General features: G+C 60.3%; 15 protein-coding genes. 8 read left to right on the top strand and 7 right to left on the bottom strand.

Translation table 11 applies throughout. From position 1 onward, the window contains the following. The first annotated feature begins 13 nt into the window (after nucleotides 1–13). The 7 genes from sufB to M2A_RS05535 all read left to right on the top strand — a co-directional run bounded on the left by sufB (nucleotide 14) and on the right by M2A_RS05535 (nucleotide 6,059). The gene (gene sufB / locus M2A_RS05565; RefSeq protein WP_244444391.1) at nucleotides 14–1,465 is read left to right on the top strand and encodes a Fe-S cluster assembly protein SufB; all 1,452 of its coding nucleotides are present in this window, start codon (nucleotides 14–16) and stop codon (nucleotides 1,463–1,465) included. Nucleotides 1,466–1,478: 13 nt separating this feature from the next. Beyond that, complete coding sequence (gene sufC / locus M2A_RS05560; protein ID WP_045444149.1) at nucleotides 1,479–2,222, top strand: Fe-S cluster assembly ATPase SufC; 744 nt, start codon at nucleotides 1,479–1,481, stop codon at nucleotides 2,220–2,222. A 6-nt stretch (nucleotides 2,223–2,228) separates the two neighbouring features. After that, nucleotides 2,229–3,557 carry a Fe-S cluster assembly protein SufD gene (gene sufD / locus M2A_RS05555; RefSeq protein WP_052379233.1) on the top strand — a complete coding sequence of 443 codons (1,329 nt, stop codon included), beginning with the start codon at nucleotides 2,229–2,231 and terminating at the stop codon, nucleotides 3,555–3,557. Beyond that, a complete protein-coding gene (locus M2A_RS05550; protein WP_439645656.1) occupies nucleotides 3,554–4,807 on the top strand; it encodes a cysteine desulfurase in 1,254 nt (417 codons plus the stop codon). Before sufD ends, M2A_RS05550 begins: the two co-directional genes overlap by 4 nt. Before the next feature lie 8 nt (nucleotides 4,808–4,815). Continuing rightward, nucleotides 4,816–5,223: an SUF system Fe-S cluster assembly protein gene (locus M2A_RS05545; protein WP_081875410.1), complete on the top strand. Its 408-nt coding sequence runs from the start codon at nucleotides 4,816–4,818 to the stop codon at nucleotides 5,221–5,223. Between the two features lie 85 nt (nucleotides 5,224–5,308). After that, nucleotides 5,309–5,683 carry a HesB/IscA family protein gene (locus M2A_RS05540; RefSeq protein WP_045444140.1) on the top strand — a complete coding sequence of 125 codons (375 nt, stop codon included), beginning with the start codon at nucleotides 5,309–5,311 and terminating at the stop codon, nucleotides 5,681–5,683. A 1-nt stretch (nucleotide 5,684) separates the two neighbouring features. Then, a complete protein-coding gene (locus M2A_RS05535; RefSeq protein ID WP_045444137.1) occupies nucleotides 5,685–6,059 on the top strand; it encodes a TfoX/Sxy family protein in 375 nt (124 codons plus the stop codon). 58 nt (nucleotides 6,060–6,117) lie between these two features. On the opposite strand, the gene M2A_RS05530 is transcribed toward M2A_RS05535, so the two are convergent. The 4 genes from M2A_RS05530 to M2A_RS05520 all read right to left on the bottom strand — a co-directional run bounded on the left by M2A_RS05530 (nucleotide 6,118) and on the right by M2A_RS05520 (nucleotide 8,987). After that, on the bottom strand, nucleotides 6,118–6,909 hold the full coding sequence (locus tag M2A_RS05530; protein WP_045444134.1) for an enoyl-CoA hydratase/isomerase: 792 nt from the start codon (nucleotides 6,907–6,909) through the stop codon (nucleotides 6,118–6,120). A gap of 54 nt (nucleotides 6,910–6,963) precedes the next feature. Then, nucleotides 6,964–7,653 (bottom strand): enoyl-CoA hydratase-related protein, encoded by a 690-nt coding sequence (locus M2A_RS05525; protein ID WP_369384766.1) that lies wholly within the window; start codon nucleotides 7,651–7,653, stop codon nucleotides 6,964–6,966. A 12-nt stretch (nucleotides 7,654–7,665) separates the two neighbouring features. After that, complete coding sequence (locus tag M2A_RS18515) at nucleotides 7,666–7,833, bottom strand: hypothetical protein (protein WP_369384760.1); 168 nt, start codon at nucleotides 7,831–7,833, stop codon at nucleotides 7,666–7,668. Between the two features lie 92 nt (nucleotides 7,834–7,925). Next, nucleotides 7,926–8,987: a GGDEF domain-containing protein gene (locus M2A_RS05520; protein ID WP_147446267.1), complete on the bottom strand. Its 1,062-nt coding sequence runs from the start codon at nucleotides 8,985–8,987 to the stop codon at nucleotides 7,926–7,928. A gap of 316 nt (nucleotides 8,988–9,303) precedes the next feature. On the opposite strand from M2A_RS05520, the gene M2A_RS05515 reads away from it, so the two are divergent. Next, a complete protein-coding gene (locus M2A_RS05515; protein ID WP_045444129.1) occupies nucleotides 9,304–10,767 on the top strand; it encodes a coniferyl aldehyde dehydrogenase in 1,464 nt (487 codons plus the stop codon). An 88-nt stretch (nucleotides 10,768–10,855) separates the two neighbouring features. On the opposite strand, the gene M2A_RS05510 is transcribed toward M2A_RS05515, so the two are convergent. From M2A_RS05510 to parE, 3 genes are all read right to left on the bottom strand, one after another. Beyond that, the gene (locus M2A_RS05510) at nucleotides 10,856–12,253 is read right to left on the bottom strand and encodes a DUF1329 domain-containing protein (protein ID WP_156101678.1); all 1,398 of its coding nucleotides are present in this window, start codon (nucleotides 12,251–12,253) and stop codon (nucleotides 10,856–10,858) included. 165 nt (nucleotides 12,254–12,418) lie between these two features. Then, the gene (locus tag M2A_RS05505; protein ID WP_045444123.1) at nucleotides 12,419–13,975 is read right to left on the bottom strand and encodes a DEAD/DEAH box helicase; all 1,557 of its coding nucleotides are present in this window, start codon (nucleotides 13,973–13,975) and stop codon (nucleotides 12,419–12,421) included. A gap of 263 nt (nucleotides 13,976–14,238) precedes the next feature. After that, nucleotides 14,239–16,314: a DNA topoisomerase IV subunit B gene (parE, locus tag M2A_RS05500; RefSeq protein ID WP_045444120.1), complete on the bottom strand. Its 2,076-nt coding sequence runs from the start codon at nucleotides 16,312–16,314 to the stop codon at nucleotides 14,239–14,241. Nucleotides 16,315–16,362 lie beyond the last annotated feature (48 nt).

Genomic DNA, 16,362 nt, shown 5'->3' with positions numbered 1-16,362 from the left:
TTAAGGGAAACAGATCATGGCGGTTCGTGAGACAGTTGAAACGGTAGATGAAGTCGGCAAGTACAAGTACGGCTTTTTCACGGATATCGAATCCGAGAAAGCGCCCAAGGGCTTGAACGAAGACACCATCCGTTTCATCTCGGCCAAAAAGGACGAGCCGGAATGGATGCTGGAATGGCGGCTCGATGCCTATCGGCGCTGGCTGACCATGCAGGAGCCTTCCTGGGCCAAGGTCAATTATCCCAAAATCGATTTTCAGGATGCCTATTATTATTCGGCGCCGAAATCGGACGAAGACCGGCCGAAGAGCCTCGATGAAGTGGACCCGAAGCTTCTGGAAACATATGAGAAGCTCGGTATTCCGCTTTCCGAGCAAAAGATGCTGGCCGGTGTCGCGGTGGACGCGGTGTTCGACAGCGTTTCCGTTGCCACCACGTTCAAAGGCAAGCTGAAGGAAGCCGGCGTCATCTTCTGCCCGATGTCCGAAGCGATCCGGGATTATCCCGATCTCGTGCGCAAGTATCTGGGTTCGGTCGTGCCGGTCAGCGACAATTTTTATGCAACGCTCAACTCGGCGGTCTTCTCGGACGGCTCTTTCGTCTATATCCCAAAGGGCGTGCGCTGCCCGATGGAGCTTTCGACCTATTTCCGCATCAATGAAGCGCAGACGGGTCAGTTCGAGCGCACGCTGATCGTTGCCGATGAAGGCTCTTATGTGAGCTATCTGGAAGGCTGCACCGCGCCGATGCGTGATGAGAACCAGGTGCACGCTGCCGTGGTCGAGCTTGTGGCGCTGGAAGGGGCGGAGATCAAATATTCCACCGTCCAGAACTGGTATCCGGGCGATGAGAACGGCAAGGGCGGCATCTATAATTTCGTGACCAAGCGCGGCGATTGCCGCGGCGCGGATTCGAAGATTTCCTGGACGCAGGTCGAAACCGGTTCTGCCGTCACCTGGAAATATCCAAGCTGCATCCTGCGCGGTGACAATTCGGTGGGCGAGTTCTATTCCATCGCCATCTCGAACAATTACCAGCAGGTGGACAGCGGCACGAAGATGATCCATCTGGGCAAGAACACCTCGAGCCGGATCATCTCCAAGGGCATTTCGGCGGGCAAGAGCTCCAACACCTACCGGGGTCTTGTCAGCGTGCATAAGAAGGCGGAGGACGCGCGCAACTTTACGCAGTGCGACTCTTTGCTCGTGGGCGACAAGTGTTCCGCCCATACCGTGCCCTATATCGAGTCGAAGAACCCCAGCGCCGTGCTGGAGCATGAGGCAACGACCTCGAAAATCAGTGAAGACCAGCTCTTCTACTGCATGCAGCGCGGGCTTGGAGAAGAAGAAGCGGTGGCGCTGCTCGTCAACGGCTTTTGCCGGGATGTGCTGCAGCAATTGCCGATGGAATTTGCGGTTGAAGCGCAGAAGCTTGTGGGCATCAGCCTGGAAGGCAGCGTGGGCTGATAAGGAAAGACAAATGCTTGAGATCAAAGACCTGCACGTCAATGTGGACGGCAAAGAAATTCTGAAAGGCATCACGCTGAGCGTTGGCACCGGCGAGGTCCATGCGATCATGGGACCCAACGGGTCGGGCAAATCGACGCTGTCTTATGTGCTTTCGGGCCGGGAGGGCTATGAGATCACGAAGGGCGAGATCCTTTACAAGGGCAAAGACCTGCGCGCCATGGAGATCGAAGAGCGCGCCGCTGCCGGCCTCTTCCTCGCCTTCCAGTATCCGATCGAGATACCGGGCGTGACGACCATGACCTTCCTTAAGACCGCGCTTAACGCGCAGCGCAAGGCGCGCGGGGAAGAAGAGCTCGATGCCGTGAAATTCCTGCGCCTTGTGCGCGAGAAGGCCGGTCCGCTCAATGTCTCCGAAGATATGCTCAAGCGCCCGCTCAATGTCGGCTTTTCGGGCGGGGAAAAGAAGCGCGCGGAAATTCTGCAAATGGCGCTGTTGGAGCCGAGCCTTGCCGTGCTGGACGAGACCGATTCCGGCCTCGACATCGACGCACTGAAAGTCGTCTCCGACGGGGTGAACGCCCTGCGCAGTCCTGACCGCTCGATGATCGTGATCACGCACTATCAGCGCCTGCTCAATCACATCGTGCCCGACAAAGTGCATGTGCTTTCCGCGGGCCGTATCGTGCGCACGGGCGGCAAGGAGCTGGCGCATGAGCTCGAGGAAACCGGTTACGCCGATATTGTGGAGGCCTGAGAGTAAATGACGGCCAGTATCGAAGAACAATATCTGGAAGCTTTCAGCGCGCTCGCGCCGCAGGGCGACCCGGCCTGGCTTTTGGCTCGCCGCCGTATGGCGCGGGACATTTTCGCTGCGGCGGGTTTTCCGCACCGGCGCGTTGAAGCCTGGCGCTATACGGACCTGCGCCGCGCGCTTGCCAAAGAAGGTTATGTGCCGGCACAGCGTTATGACGGCCCGCTTGCCTATGACGTTGAAACGGTCGGGCCGGGGGCGGCCGCCTTCGGCGATGTCGAGCGGCATATGCTGGTCTGCGTCAACGGCTTCTTCCGCCCCGATCTTTCCTCGGCGGATCTGCCCGATGGCGTCAGCATCAAACCGCTCAGCGAAGCGGTGAAGGAAACCGGCTTTGAAGATTTTTTGACGACGGACGACAATCTTCATCCCGTCAATGCGCTCAACAGCGCGCTGATGCAGGATGGGCTCGTGATCCGCGTCGAGGCGGGAAAAGATGCCGGCAAGCCGCTTCATATGGTGCATGTGACGACTTCTGCCGGGGCCTCGGCGGCGCATATGCGCCATGTCATCGCGCTTGAAGAAGACGCCAAACTTTGCCTCTTGGAAACCCATCTGGGCCAGGGCGGCGCAGGCTATCTTGCCAATCACGTCACCGAAACCCATTTGGGGGAAGGCGCGGCGCTGACCCATATCAAGCTGCAGGATGAAGCAAAGGATGCGCTGCATGTGGCAGCGAACAATCTGCGCCTTGCGGCAAACGCCAAATATTACGGTTTCGTGCTGGCGCTCGGCGCGCGGCTGTCGCGCCATGAAACGGATGCTGTTTTCAAAGGCGAGGGCGCCCATGCGGATATGCACGGGGCGCTTGCGCTGCGCGGCAAACAGCTCGGCGATATCAGCACCTATGTGGATCATGCAGTGCCCGGTTGCAGCTCGAATGCTCATGTGAAGTCCGTGCTGGACGAGGAAGCGACGGGTGTTTTCCAAGGCCGCGTCCTGGTTGCCAAGGACGCGCAGAAGACGGATGGCCGCCAGCTTTCCAACGCACTGCTTCTGTCGCGCGATGCGGGCATGAATGCCAAGCCCGAGCTTGAGATTTATGCCGATGACGTGCAATGCGCCCACGGCTCGACGATCGGCGAGCTCGACGGGACGGCGCTCTTTTATTTGCGCTCGCGCGGCATCGACGAAGCCACGGCCCGCAGTCTTCTCATCCGCGCCTTTTTGGATGAGGTGCTTGAAACGATCCCGCTGGACGGCGTCAAGCAGGATATTGGAAGCCAGATCGATGTCTGGTTCCGCGCCAGCGCATTGGCAGGGAGTGAAACAAGATGAGCGAAATGCCCCTGGTGAAGGATGTGGTGTCCGCGTTTAACGTGGACCGCGTGCGCGCCGACTTTCCCATTCTCTCGCGGGAAGTTTATGGCAAGCCGCTGACTTATCTCGACAATGCGGCCTCCGCGCAAAAGCCGCGCGCCGTGATCGATGCGGTGCGCCATGCCTATGAAGCGGAATACGCAAATGTCCACCGGGGCCTGCATTTCCTTTCCAATCTTGCGACCGAGCGCTTCGAGGCGGCGCGGGAAAGCGTACGCCGCTACCTGAACGCCAAGGAGCAGGAAGAGATCATCTTCACTTCCGGCTCGACCGATGCGATCAACCTTGTCGCTTCTTCTTATCTCGAGCCTTTGATCGGGGAGGGCGATGAAATCGTTCTCTCCATCATGGAGCACCATTCCAACATCGTGCCCTGGCACTATATGCGCGAGCGTCATGGCGCCGTCTTGAAATGGGCGCCGGTGACGGATGAAGGCGATCTCGATCTCGACGCGCTCGATAAGCTGCTCGGGCCGAAAGTGAAACTACTGGCGCTCACCCATATGTCGAATGCGCTCGGCACCATCACACCGATGAAGCGCATCGTGAAAATGGCGCATGAGCGCGGCATTCCGGTAATGGTGGACGGCTCGCAGTCGGCGGTGCATCTGCCCATCGATGTGCAAGACCTCGATTGCGATTTCTTTGCGCTGACGGGTCACAAGATTTACGGGCCGAGCGGCATCGGCGCGCTTTATGCCAAGCGCGAGCATCTGGAGAAGATGCGCCCCTACCGGGGCGGCGGTGAAATGATCCGTGAGGTCTCCATGGACCGGGTCACCTATGCCGACCCGCCGCACCGTTTCGAGGCGGGCACGCCGCCTATCGTGCAGGCCATCGGCCTCGGCGCGGCGCTCGATTATGTGGACGGGCTCGGCCGGGAAAATATTCTGGCTCATGAAAGCGCGCTTCTGGCTTATGCGACGGAACGGATACAGGAAGTGGAGAAGCTCCGGCTGATCGGTACGTCCGCGAATAAGGGAAGCATTCTTTCCTTCGTGATCGAGGGCACGCATCCCCATGACATCAGCATGATCATCGACCGCTCCGGCGTTGCCGTGCGGGCGGGTCATCACTGCGCCCAGCCGCTGATGGACAGATTTGACGTGCCGGCGACCTCGCGCGCCTCGATTGCGATGTATAATACGAAAGAAGATATCGACCGGCTGGTGGATGCGCTCCATCATGCGGCCGGGTTCTTCGGGTAACGGGTAAGATGATGGCTGACGAAATGGACCTTGAAAGCAAAACCGAAACCGCGCCCGAGCCGGTGGAAAATGCGCCCGCCGCGCCCGGCTCCGCCTTGCCGCCCGAGGAAATCGAGCGGCTGACGGACGATCTTATCGGCGCGCTCAAGACCGTTTATGACCCTGAAATTCCGGTGGATATTTACGAGCTGGGGCTCATCTACAAGATCGACATTTCCGATGACCGGGATGTGCTGGTGGATATGACGCTGACCGCGCCGGGCTGTCCCGTGGCCGGTGAAATGCCGGGCTGGGTGGAAGATGCCGTGCGCTCCGTCGACGGGGTGGGCGATGTGCAGGTCAACCTCGTCTTCGATCCGCCTTGGGACCCGAGCCGCATGTCGGATGAGGCACGCGTCGCCCTTAACATGTATTGAGGTTTGCCTTGTTATAATGGGGCCTTGTCATTCCGGGGCAAACCCACCAATTTAAGTATGTAGTCCTCGCATAACGGAGAAATCCATGGCCAAGCGAGAGCGCCCGAAAGCGATTACTTTGACCGATGCGGCAGCTGCCCGCGTCAAGGAGATCATTGAAAATTCCGACAAGAAGATTGTCGGGGTGCGCATCGGCGTGGAAAAAGGCGGCTGCGCCGGTATGGCCTATACGATGGAATATGCCGAGGAAATCGGCCCGATGGACGAAGTGGTCGAAGATAAAGGCGTGCGTGTGCTGATCGATCCTAAAGCCATTCTCTTCCTGCTCGGCACGGAAATGGATTACGAAGTGGGCAAGCTTTCGAGTACGTTCCAGTTCAACAACCCGAACGCCATCGATGCCTGCGGCTGCGGTGAAAGCGTCACCATTCAGCCCGTGCCCGAAGACGCGCTTCAATAACATGGCCGTCAGCACGGAGTATAAAGCCTTCGTGCTGGAACAGCTTGCCCCGCTCGGACAAGTGCGCATCCGCAATATGTTCGGCGGAGCGGGCGTTTATTACGGCGATCTCATGTTCGGGCTGATCGCCGGTGAAGTTCTCTATTTCAAGGCGGATGAGATCAACCGGCCGGATTTCGAGGCGGAAGGAACGGAAGCCTTCGTTTATGCCCCGCCATCGGGCAAAACCATCACCATGTCCTATTGGGAAGTGCCCGAGCGCCTTTATGACGAGCCTGAAGAGCTGACGCATTGGGCCCGAAATGCAATCGAGGCGGCGGTGCGCGGCAAGAAGGCAAAGCCCAAGAAGAAGCGCAAAGCAGCCGCCAAGAAATAGCGCGCGCGTGAGGCAATGATGTGAGGTAAAGAAAAGGCGGGCCCAAGCCCGCCTCTTTTTATTTGCCCTGGAATTTTGCCGGGCGTTTTTCCAGAAAGGCCTTCACGCCTTCCTTGAAATCGTCCGTGCGCCCGGCAATACGCTGTTTCTGGCGCTCGAGATTGAGCTGCTCTTCATACGTATTATCCGTGCTCTCCCAGTAAAGCTCGCGGATCATGGAAAGCGAGACGGTAGGTCCGGCGGCAAGCTCGCCGGCCAGCTTCTTCGCTTCGCCGAGAAGGTCGCCATCTTCATAGACCCGGTTGACGAGGCCCCAGTCGAGGGCTTTGTCGGCGGGCAGTTTTTCGGCCAGCAGCGAAAGCTCTTTCGCGCGGGCATTGCCGACAAGGCGCGGCAGAAGCCAGGTCGAGCCGCCATCCGGCACCAGCCCGATGCGGCGGAAAGCCTGCAGGAAATAAGCGGACTTGGCGCAGAGCACGAGATCGCCCATCAGCGCGAAGCTCATGCCGACACCGGCAGCCGGCCCGTTCACCGCCGTCAGGAACGGCATTTCCAGATTGCGCAAGCGGCGCAGGAAGGGGTGGTAAGCGGTTTCAAGGCGCGAGCCTGCATCCGGCGCGCCGCCTTTATTATCGCCGCGCCCTTGCAGGTTGGCGCCGGAGCAAAAGCCGCGCCCTTCGCCCGTCATGATCAGGCAGCGCAGGCCATTGGCCGGGTCTTCCACCGCGTCCATGGCATCCATCAGCCCTTCGAGCATTTCATCGGAAACCGCGTTCATGACTTCCGGATGGTTGAGCACGAGAATGCCCGTCGTGCCCTCGATATCGAGCCTTACCCTGTTGAAATCCATCTCTCTCTCCCTGTTTTGGTGGCGATTATAAGAATGGGGTTGTCGAGCAGCCTATCACTGGAAATTCGGTTTGCGCTTTTGCAAAAAGGATGTGACGCCTTCGGCAAAGTTCGGGTGGTCGCCCAGCATGCCTTGCGTGTCGCGCTCGTAATCGAGCTGCGTGCTCAGATCGCTCGTCAGCGCATTGTCGAGCGCGCGCTTGATTTCCCCGAAGGCATTGGAAGGCCCGCCGGCCAGTTTGGCGGCGATTTTCATCGCTTCTTCCATCAGCGCGTCGTCTTCCACGCATTGCCAGATGAGGCCCCATTCGGCGGCGCGTTCGGCCGGCAATTTTTCGCCAAGCAGCGCCAGCCCGCGGGCCCGCGCCCGGCCGACGAGATTGGGCAGATACCAGGTGCAGCCCATATCCGGAATGAGCGCCAGCTGCGGCCCGAAAACCTGCACGAAGGAGGCGGACTTGCCCGCGATCACGATATCGGCGGACAGCGCCAGGCCGACGCCGCCGCCTGCCGCGACACCGTTCACGGCGGCAATGACGGGTTTCGCAGAGCCGGCGATTTCCCGCACCATCGGGTTGAAGGCGATCTCCATGCCGTAAGCGACATTCTCGCCCGTGCTCGCGCCTTCCTTGCGCGGGCCGCCGCTGGCCAGATCCGCACCGGCGCAAAAGCCGCGCCCGGCGCCGGTCATCAAAATGGCGCCGGCATCCTTGTCCTCATTTGCGGCGGCAATGGCCGCGCGGATATCGCTGATCAGCTATGTGTTGAGACTATTGAGCACATCGGGGCGGTTCAGCGTGAGTTTCGCCACGCCGCCTGCGACTTCATAAAGTACCGTTTCCATAAGACCTTCCGCGTTTTCCCATGAGCGCCAGGCCGCGCGCAAAAGTGCCGGGCCGGCTTTGTTGCCGGTCAGCATATCCATGGGAAAGGGGGCGTAAAGCCCCGCAAAACCGGAGCGTGAGAAAGCGCGGGAAACGCAGCGTCAATTGCCGCTTGTTTAGGCGCGCCGGGAACTTAGCTTGCGGCGGCTTTCTGCGCGGGCAGGGAGGTTTCGGCGATGACGCAATTGCGCCCGCTATCTTTGGCGGCATAAAGGCATGTGTCGGCGCGCTCGACGAGTTCGTTCAACGGTTCACCGAAACGGAATTCCGCCGCCCCGATCGACATGGTGATGCGGCCAAGCTGTTCGCCGGTCGAGCGTTTGACGAGCTCGCGCGACTGCACCATCTCGCGGATGGAATTGGCCAGGGTCTGCGCATCGCGCAGCGCGGTCTTGGGCAGAATGACGGCAAATTCCTCGCCGCCATAACGGGCCGCCGTATCGCGGCCTTTCACATTGGCCATCATGCAGCCGGCAACGAGCTTGAGCACCTGGTCGCCGGTCTGGTGGCCATAGGTGTCGTTGAAGCGTTTGAAATGATCGATATCGCCGAGCAGCAGGCAGAAGCTGGTGCCGGTTTCCATGGCCTCGCGCGAGGCTTTGTGCAGCTCTTCGTCGAATGCCTTGCGGTTTGCGATGCCGGTCAGCGGATCGGTGAAGGCTTCGTTGCGCGCGCTTTCAAGGCGTTTGCGCAATTCGCTGATCTCTTCCTGGGATGCCTGCAACTCGCCTTCCAGCTCGCGCGAGCGCGATTCCATCTGGCGGGAAGCGGAAACGATCGTCTCGATCACGATGGCCAGATCTTCCGGCTTGGTATTGGCCGAAAGGTTCCGGCTGACGCCTTGCATGCTGTCGCCGAAGCGGCTCGTGTCGTTGGTCGCCGTCTCGATCAATTTGGAGACGCGCTCCATCTCGTTTTGAAGCTGGGCGCTGGTGTCGTTGGTCGTATCGGCCAGAGACTCAGGATTGTGCAGGAACTGCGCGCCGATTTCCTCGAGCAGTGCATCGTCGCATTGCGCGCCCTCTTTCAGAGCCAGGGTAAGCGCCTCGCTCAATGCCGGGTTGGCGCCCGACATATGCGCATAGGCTATTTCATAATGGCGGGGCGTGGGCGTGATCTTGTGGCCGCGCAGAAAATCGAAGGCCTGCGTGCCGAATTTCTCGACCATCTGACGTTCGTCTTTCTGCCTCTCCACGGTCCTACCCCATCCACCAAAACTTGATTTATGGCCCGGATTTGCAGATCGCCGGACCCCGCGTATGGTCAAAGTTAGCCCAAGAGCGTTACGTCTCCGTTAAGTCGGGCGGTTTGAGAAAGCTCCGGCCAGCCGCCGCGGCCCCTGCGTTCCTCCCCGCATCCGGGGCGGCCAAGCCGAAAAACTGGCGAAAAAGGCTTTAATTGCTATAGTTTGCGCGTAGGATTTGCGTAATCCTTAAACAAACCTTTCATACCCGCGCCCGGACTTATCGGCTCAGCAAGCGGGGTGGGAAAAGCTGCAGCGGAGGAAATTCATGAGCGTTGCCGAATCGAACTTGCCGGATGGCGATAGCGCGTCCATTGCCGCCTCGATCCGCCAGATCGTGGACCGTCAAAAGGCGGCGCATTTGGCCGAAGGCCCCCCCAGCGTCAAGCGCCGGAAAGACTGGCTCGACCGGTCCATCGGGCTGCTGGTCGATTATCAAAAGGAAATCGTAGAGGCCCTTGCCGCCGATTTCGGCCATCGCAGCCATGAGCAGACCTTGCTGACGGACGTAATGGGCTCCATCGGGCCGCTGAAACACGCCAAGGCGCATCTGGAACAATGGATGAAGCCGGAAAAGCGCAAGGTGCAGTTCCCGCTCGGCCTGTTCGGGGCAAAAGCGCGGGTGGAATATCAGCCGCTCGGCGTGATCGGCGTCATTTCGCCTTGGAACTTCCCGGTCAACCTGACGATGGCGCCGCTTGCCGGTATTTTCGCAGCGGGCAACCGCGCCGTGATCAAGCCGTCGGAATTCACGCCGGCCACCTCGGAGCTGATGAGCCGGATGTTCCGCGAGGCTTATGACGAAACCGAAGTCGCGGTCGTCACCGGCGGCCCGGCGGTCGGGGAGGCGTTCTCGCGCCAGCCTTTCGATCATCTGATCTTCACCGGCGCCACCTCCATCGCCTATCACGTCATGCGCGCGGCGGCGGAAAATCTCGTGCCGGTGACGCTGGAACTCGGCGGCAAATCGCCGGTCATTATTTCCGACAAGGCGCCGATGGATGACGCCGCCGCCAAGGTCATGGCCGGCAAGATGATGAATGCGGGCCAGATCTGCCTTGCGCCCGACTATGTGCTGGTGCCGGAGAACAAGGTTGAGCAGTTCATCACCCAGGCAACATCCGCCGTCTCGAAAATGTATCCGACGCTGAAGGACAACCCGGATTACACGTCGGTGATCAACCAACGCCATTACGACCGCATCACCTCTTACCTTGATGATGCGAAGACGAAGGGCGCGCGCATCGTCGAGATCAATCCGGCGAATGAAGACTTTACTCAGCAGCCTTACAACAAGATCCCGCCCACGCTGGTCATCAATCCGACCGACGATATGAAGATCATGCAGGAAGAGATCTTCGGCCCGCTCTTGCCGGTGAAGGGATATAAGAAAGTCGACGAGGCGATCGATTACATCAACGCTCATCCCCGTCCGCTCGGGCTTTATCATTTCAGCCCGGACGAGAACGAGCACAAGGAAGTGCTCACCCGCACCACGGCGGGCGGTGTGACGCTGAACGATGTGATCATGCATGTGGCTCAGGAAGACCTGCCTTTCGGCGGCGTCGGCCCGGCAGGCATGGGCTCCTATCACGGCATCGACGGGTTCCGCACCTTCAGCCATGCCAAGTCGGTTTACACGCAGGCAAAAGCCAAGTTCATCGTCGAGATGATGCGCCCGCCTTACACGGAAAAAACGCGCAAGTTCCTGGCAAGTCAGATCAAGCGCTAAGCCTTTTCGGTAAAAAGAAAAAAGGGCGGCCCGGAGGCCGCCCTTTTTGTTTGCCGGGAGTGTCGGAGGAGTGCCCGGCAGTGAAAGCCTACCTAATGCCGATCCGGCGGATGGCCGACGGCGTATAGCGGTTTTCATCCAGCTCGTTGGCAAAGAAGTTGATCGCCGGTTCCTCGTTGATCAGGCCGCCCGCCAGATAGCGCCCATTGGTGAGGTCGTAATAGGTGGCGGCAATGCCCGCGCAGAGCGGCACCTCATAGGCGGTGATGGGGAAATGCTCCTGCACGCGCCAAAGCTCACCGCGCGTGTCGTATAGTTCGGCGGCGACGATGTTCCAGGTATCTTCCTGCAAGTAGAAGCGGCGGCGCTGATAGACGTGGCGCATACCTTCTTTCAAATTTGCCTCGATCACCCAGACCCGGTGTAATTCGTAGCGCGAATGCTCCTGGTTGATATGGCGCTGGTTGAGAATGTCTTCGTATTTCAGCTTGTCCGATCCCAGATCGTAATTGTTGTAGGGCACATAGGCTTCCTGCTTGCCGATCACCGTCCAGTTATAGCGGTCGGGCGAGCCGTTATAGCCGCCGAAACTGTCCACGGTCGTCATGCCGTCCGAGTTCGTGCCCGGATTGTCATAGGCGATGTCGGGGGCGCGGCGCACGCGGCGGGTGCCGGGGCTGTATTGCCAGGCAAGGCGGCCTTGTTTGGCCATGTTGATCGTTTCATGCACAAGCGTGACGTTGCCCGCGCGCCGGGCAGGGGCCACCGTGTGGGCGATATATTTCGCCCAGATATTGCCGAGCTCTTCGGCGGATTTTTTCGTCGGATCGTTCCAGGCGACGATGGCTTCATCCTGCACGGTGTAGATCGTGTAATCCCCGCCTTGGGTCGGAATGGCCGCCGCGAACTGCCGCGTTGCCTTGTGGTTGATGAACCCGAGCATATGGTTCCAGATGATCTCGAGCGCGCTGTTGGGAATGGGGAAGGGCTTGCCCATGATCGCCTGGCTCACCCCGTTGCCGCCCTCCGCCAGAAGACCCACTTTCGCATTGCGCCGGTTCGCCTGATAAACGTGTTCGGGCAGCGCGCAGGTGCGGTGCGTCGGGAACACTTTCATGAAGTAAGTGTCGCCGTAATCCTTCAGCAGCGCCTTATGCGCACCCGTCAGCTTGCCGGCATATTGGTCCATATTCTCGCGGGTAATGCGGAAGAGTTCCTTTTCGCTGGCGAAAGGATTGACGTGGTGCATGCCCACTTCATAGCCAAGGCTAGGCGGCGGCGTGGTCAGCCCCCCGGTCCAGGCGGGAATGGTGCCTTCCGCATTGCCCGCTTTTTCCGAGCCCATGGGCGTCAGGTCCTGGCCGAGCCGGGCAGCTACGGCATCCGGCACCTCGGCCAGCGCGGCAGAGCCGGTGAAAATGAAACCGGCGCATAAAGTGCCGGCGCTGAGCAGGCTTTTCAAACCTGTCCGTGTTGATAAGCGCACGTTGAACTCCTCCCTATATAGTAAGGATACTTTACTATGAGACGGCTAGAATGACCACTCCATTCCGCGCTGCGGCTGGCTCGTGCAACCGCGGGAAGAGCCCAAAATGCAAAAAGGCGCCCGGATGAGCGCCTTCTTTGGAATTTCAAGAGAAATGGGGCGCCGTCAGGCGTTGACGGCTTTCCGCACGGGGCGCAGCAGGAAGGCCGGCGTGTGATCGCCCAGACCGACTTCCTTGTTTCCCTGTTTGTCGGAGCCGCGCCCGCCGCCGCGCCGTCCCCGGGACTGGCCGCTTTCCGCATCTTTGCTCTTGCGCGATGCGGCGTCTTTTTCCGGCTGGCTGTCTTTGGCAGCTTCAGGAGCGGCTTCCTCTTTGGGGGCCGCGTCTTTCTTGGCAGCTTGCCTGGGCTTGCGTGTGCGGGTTTTCTTTTCCGCTTGCGGCGCGTCTTCCGGTGCTGCGGCAGCTTTTTCTTCGACCGGTTTGGCTTCGGCTTTGGCAGCCGGTTTAGCGTCCGGTTTGGCGGGAGCCGGTTTCTTGCCTCCGCGGGTGCGCCCGCCGCGGCGCTTGCCGCCTTCTTTCAGCAGCGTTTCCACATCTTCCGGCTCGAACTCGCTCGCCCGCTCGATATCGCTCTGGATGAGGCTTTCGATCGCGGCGATATATTTCTGCTCTTCCGGCATCGCCAGCGTGAAGGCCTGGCCGCTGCGTCCCGCGCGTCCCGTGCGCCCGATCCGGTGCACATAGTCTTCCGCATGGGTCGGCACGTCGAAATTGAAAACATGGCTGACATCGGGGATGTCGAGGCCGCGGGCCGCCACGTCGCTGGCGATGAGATAAGTCAGCTCGCCGCTGCGGAATTTATCCAGCGTTTGCATACGCACATGCTGATCGAGATCGCCATGCAGCGCCCCGGCGGCAAAGCCGTGCTTTTTCATGGACCGGTCGAGCACGGCAACGTCGCGCTTGCGGTTGCAGAAAATGATCGCGTTCTTGATCGGGTCCTGCGCGTTGATGATCCGGCGCAGCGTATCGCGCTTGTCTTCTTTCGACGTATAGACCACGCGCTGGGTAATGGCTGCGGCCGTCGAGGAGGTGCGGGCCACTTCGATCTTGACGGGATTGTGCAGGAACGTATCCGTCAGGCGTTGGATCTCCGGCGGCATGGTGGCCGAGAAGAAAAGCGTCTGGCGGGTAAAGGGCAGGAGTTTGCAGATCCGCTCCAGATCGGGAATGAACCCCATATCCATCATGCGGTCGGCTTCATCCACCACGAAAATCTGCACACCGTTCAACAGCACCTTGCCGCGCTCGAAATGGTCGAGCAGGCGGCCGGGCGTGGCGATCAGAACGTCGACGCCGCGGTCCAGTTTCTTTTCCTGGTCCGCGAAGGACACACCGCCGATGAGCAGCGCCATGGAAAGTTTGTGGTACTTGCCATAGGTCTCGAAATTTTCGGAGACCTGTGCGGCAAGCTCGCGCGTCGGCTCGAGAATGAGCGAGCGGGGCATACGGGCCCGCGCCCGGCCGCGCGACAGAATGTCGATCATGGGAAGCGTGAAAGAGGCGGTCTTGCCCGTTCCCGTCTGGGCAATGCCCAGAATGTCCCGGGCCTGCAAAGCCTTTGGAATGGCTTCGGCCTGAATGGGCGTGGGGGTTTCGTACCCCGCCTCGGTAACTGCCTGTAGGACTTTAGGGCCTAGCCCTAGTTCATCAAACTTCATGCACGCTTGGTTTTGGGTTCCGCTTCACCGGCCGGAAAATCCGGATTTTACCGGGTGAGCTGCCGTCAGCCTAAAAGGGGACGGCTCGTGGATTTGCCGCGACCATAGAAGATATCGACAACTTGTCAACAGCGCCCTCAGCGCCGGTTTCCCTAAGTTGGCGGCTGTGGCCAATTAGGCCCACTGCGTATTCTCTGTGCCCTGAATGGGGGCTTGGTGCGGGGCTCTAAAGGAAGCTGGACGGCCGCCCGGCGCGGGCGGCGTCAAATGTCCAGATTGGTCGCGAATTCGGCGTGTTCCTGGATGAACTGGAAGCGCAGCTCCGGTTTGTTGCCCATCAAATGGGTCACGGCGCGCTGCGTTTCTTCGCGCTCGTCCTCCGGCAACACGACTTGGAGGAGGGTGCGGGTGTCCCGGCGCATGGTGGTTTCTTTCAGCTGGGCGGGCAGCATTTCGCCGAGCCCTTTGAACCGGCTCACCTCGATCTTGGCGCGGGAATTGAACTCCTTGGCGACCAGCGTGTCCTTATGCGCATCGTCCCGCGCATAAAGCGTCTTGCCGCCCTGGGCGAGCTTGTAAAGCGGGGGCACGGCCAGGAACAGATGCCCCTCGCGGATAAGCTGCGGCATTTGCTGGTAAAAGAAGGTGATGAGGAGCGAGGCGATATGCGCCCCGTCCACATCCGCGTCCGTCATGATGATGATCTTTTCATAGCGCAGGTCTTCGTCGCGGTAATGGCTGCCGGGCCGCACGCCGAGCGCCTGAATGAGATCGGCAAGCTGTTGGTTCTGCGCCAGCTTGCCAGCCGTGGCATTGGCGACATTGAGGATCTTGCCGCGCAGGGGCAGTACCGCTTGGCTCTTGCGGTCGCGGGCCTGTTTGGCCGAGCCGCCGGCGCTGTCGCCTTCCACGATGAAAAGCTCCGAGCCGGCCGCACCGGACTGCGCGCAGTCAGCCAGCTTGCCCGGCAGGCGCAGCTTGCGGGTCGCGGTCTTGCGGCCGATGTCTTTTTCCTGCTTGCGCTTCAGCCGCTCGTCCATCCGGTCGAGCACCCAGTCGAGCAGCTTGTTGGCCTGCTGGGGCTGGGCGGTCAGCCAATGGTCGAAATGGTCGCGGATGGCGTTTTCAACAAGGCGCGCCGCCTCGCCGGTGGACAGCTTTTCCTTGGTTTGGCCGACGAATTCCGGCTCGCGGATGAAAACCGAGAGCATTGCCCCGGCGGAGGTGAGCACGTCATCGGCGGTCAGCCCGCCCGCCTTCTTGTTGCCCGCAAGTTCGGCATAGGCTTTCAGCCCCTTGGTCAGCGCCGCGCGCAGGCCCGCCTCATGGGTGCCGCCTTCGGGCGTCGGGATCGTGTTGCAATAGGAATTCGTGAAACCGTCCGCATCGCCGAACCAGGTCACGGCCCATTCCACCGTGCCGTTCTGGCCCTTCTTGGAGACCTTGCCGGTAAAAGCCTCGCTCGTGACGGTCGTATAGCCTTCCGTCTGGCTGGCCAGAAAGTCGCTGAGCCCGTTGGGAAAGCGCAGCGTCGCCTCGGCGGGCGCGCTGCTTTTGGGCGGCAGCATCTCCGCCGGGCACTTCCAGCGGATTTCCACCCCGCCGAAGAGATAGGCTTTCGAGCGCGCCATGCGGTAAAGCCGCTCGGGGCGGAAGGCGGCCTCCTTGCTGAAAATTTCCTTGTCCGGGTGGAAGGTGACGGTGGTGCCGCGCCGGTTTTTCACCGCGCCCTTCTTTTGTAATTTGCCCTTGGGCTGGCCGCGCTCGAAACGCTGGGCATAAAGCTGCTGATCCTTGGCAACTTCCACTTCCAGCCATTCGGACAGCGCGTTTACCACCGAAACGCCGACCCCGTGCAGGCCGCCGCTCGTCTCATAGGCATCCCCGCCGAATTTGCCGCCGGCATGCAGCGTCGTCATGATGACTTCGAGCGCCGACTTGTCCTTGAACTTGGGGTGCGGGTCGATGGGAATGCCGCGGCCATTGTCCGAGACTTTCAGCGAGCCGTCTTCCAAAAGCTCCACCTCGATGCGGGTGGCATGGCCGGCCACGGCCTCGTCCATGGCATTGTCCAGCACCTCGGCGAAAAGGTGATGCAGCGCGCGCTCGTCCGTGCCGCCGATATACATGCCCGGGCGCCGGCGCACCGGTTCCAGCCCTTCCAGAACCTCGATGTCCTTGGCGGAATAGGCATCGCCCTTGCCGGAAGGTTTCGCGCCGGCGGTTTTTGCGGCCGTCTTCTTTTTCGCCGCCGCCTTTGCGCTGGCTGCCTTGGCGGTGCCGGTGAACAGATCGGGCGTATCCGTTTTGCGCGGGGTGGAAGGTTTGGAAGGGGCCATAAACGCGAACCTTGCTGCAGCCTGTAGGAAAGGTTGAAAGAAGAAGCG

This window comes from Tepidicaulis marinus, from assembly GCF_000739695.1.
GTDB lineage: Bacteria > Pseudomonadota > Alphaproteobacteria > Parvibaculales > Parvibaculaceae > Tepidicaulis > Tepidicaulis marinus.
This window is presented reverse-complemented; position numbering and strand designations above follow the sequence as displayed.

Excerpts from the sequence above, each read along its gene's own strand:
- M2A_RS05545 (WP_081875410.1), top strand. The coding sequence starts at position 4,816 with ATGATGGCTGACGAAATGGACCTTGAAAGCAAAACCGAAACCGCGCCC.
- sufC (WP_045444149.1), top strand. The coding sequence starts at position 1,479 with ATGCTTGAGATCAAAGACCTGCACGTCAATGTGGACGGCAAAGAAATT.
- M2A_RS18515 (WP_369384760.1), bottom strand. The coding sequence starts at position 7,833 with ATGGATATGCTGACCGGCAACAAAGCCGGCCCGGCACTTTTGCGCGCG.
- M2A_RS05540 (WP_045444140.1), top strand. The coding sequence starts at position 5,309 with ATGGCCAAGCGAGAGCGCCCGAAAGCGATTACTTTGACCGATGCGGCA.
- M2A_RS05530 (WP_045444134.1), bottom strand. The coding sequence starts at position 6,909 with ATGGATTTCAACAGGGTAAGGCTCGATATCGAGGGCACGACGGGCATT.
- M2A_RS05550 (WP_439645656.1), top strand. The coding sequence starts at position 3,554 with ATGAGCGAAATGCCCCTGGTGAAGGATGTGGTGTCCGCGTTTAACGTG.
- M2A_RS05535 (WP_045444137.1), top strand. The coding sequence starts at position 5,685 with ATGGCCGTCAGCACGGAGTATAAAGCCTTCGTGCTGGAACAGCTTGCC.
- M2A_RS05505 (WP_045444123.1), bottom strand. The coding sequence starts at position 13,975 with ATGAAGTTTGATGAACTAGGGCTAGGCCCTAAAGTCCTACAGGCAGTT.
- parE (WP_045444120.1), bottom strand. The coding sequence starts at position 16,314 with ATGGCCCCTTCCAAACCTTCCACCCCGCGCAAAACGGATACGCCCGAT.
- sufD (WP_052379233.1), top strand. The coding sequence starts at position 2,229 with ATGACGGCCAGTATCGAAGAACAATATCTGGAAGCTTTCAGCGCGCTC.
- M2A_RS05515 (WP_045444129.1), top strand. The coding sequence starts at position 9,304 with ATGAGCGTTGCCGAATCGAACTTGCCGGATGGCGATAGCGCGTCCATT.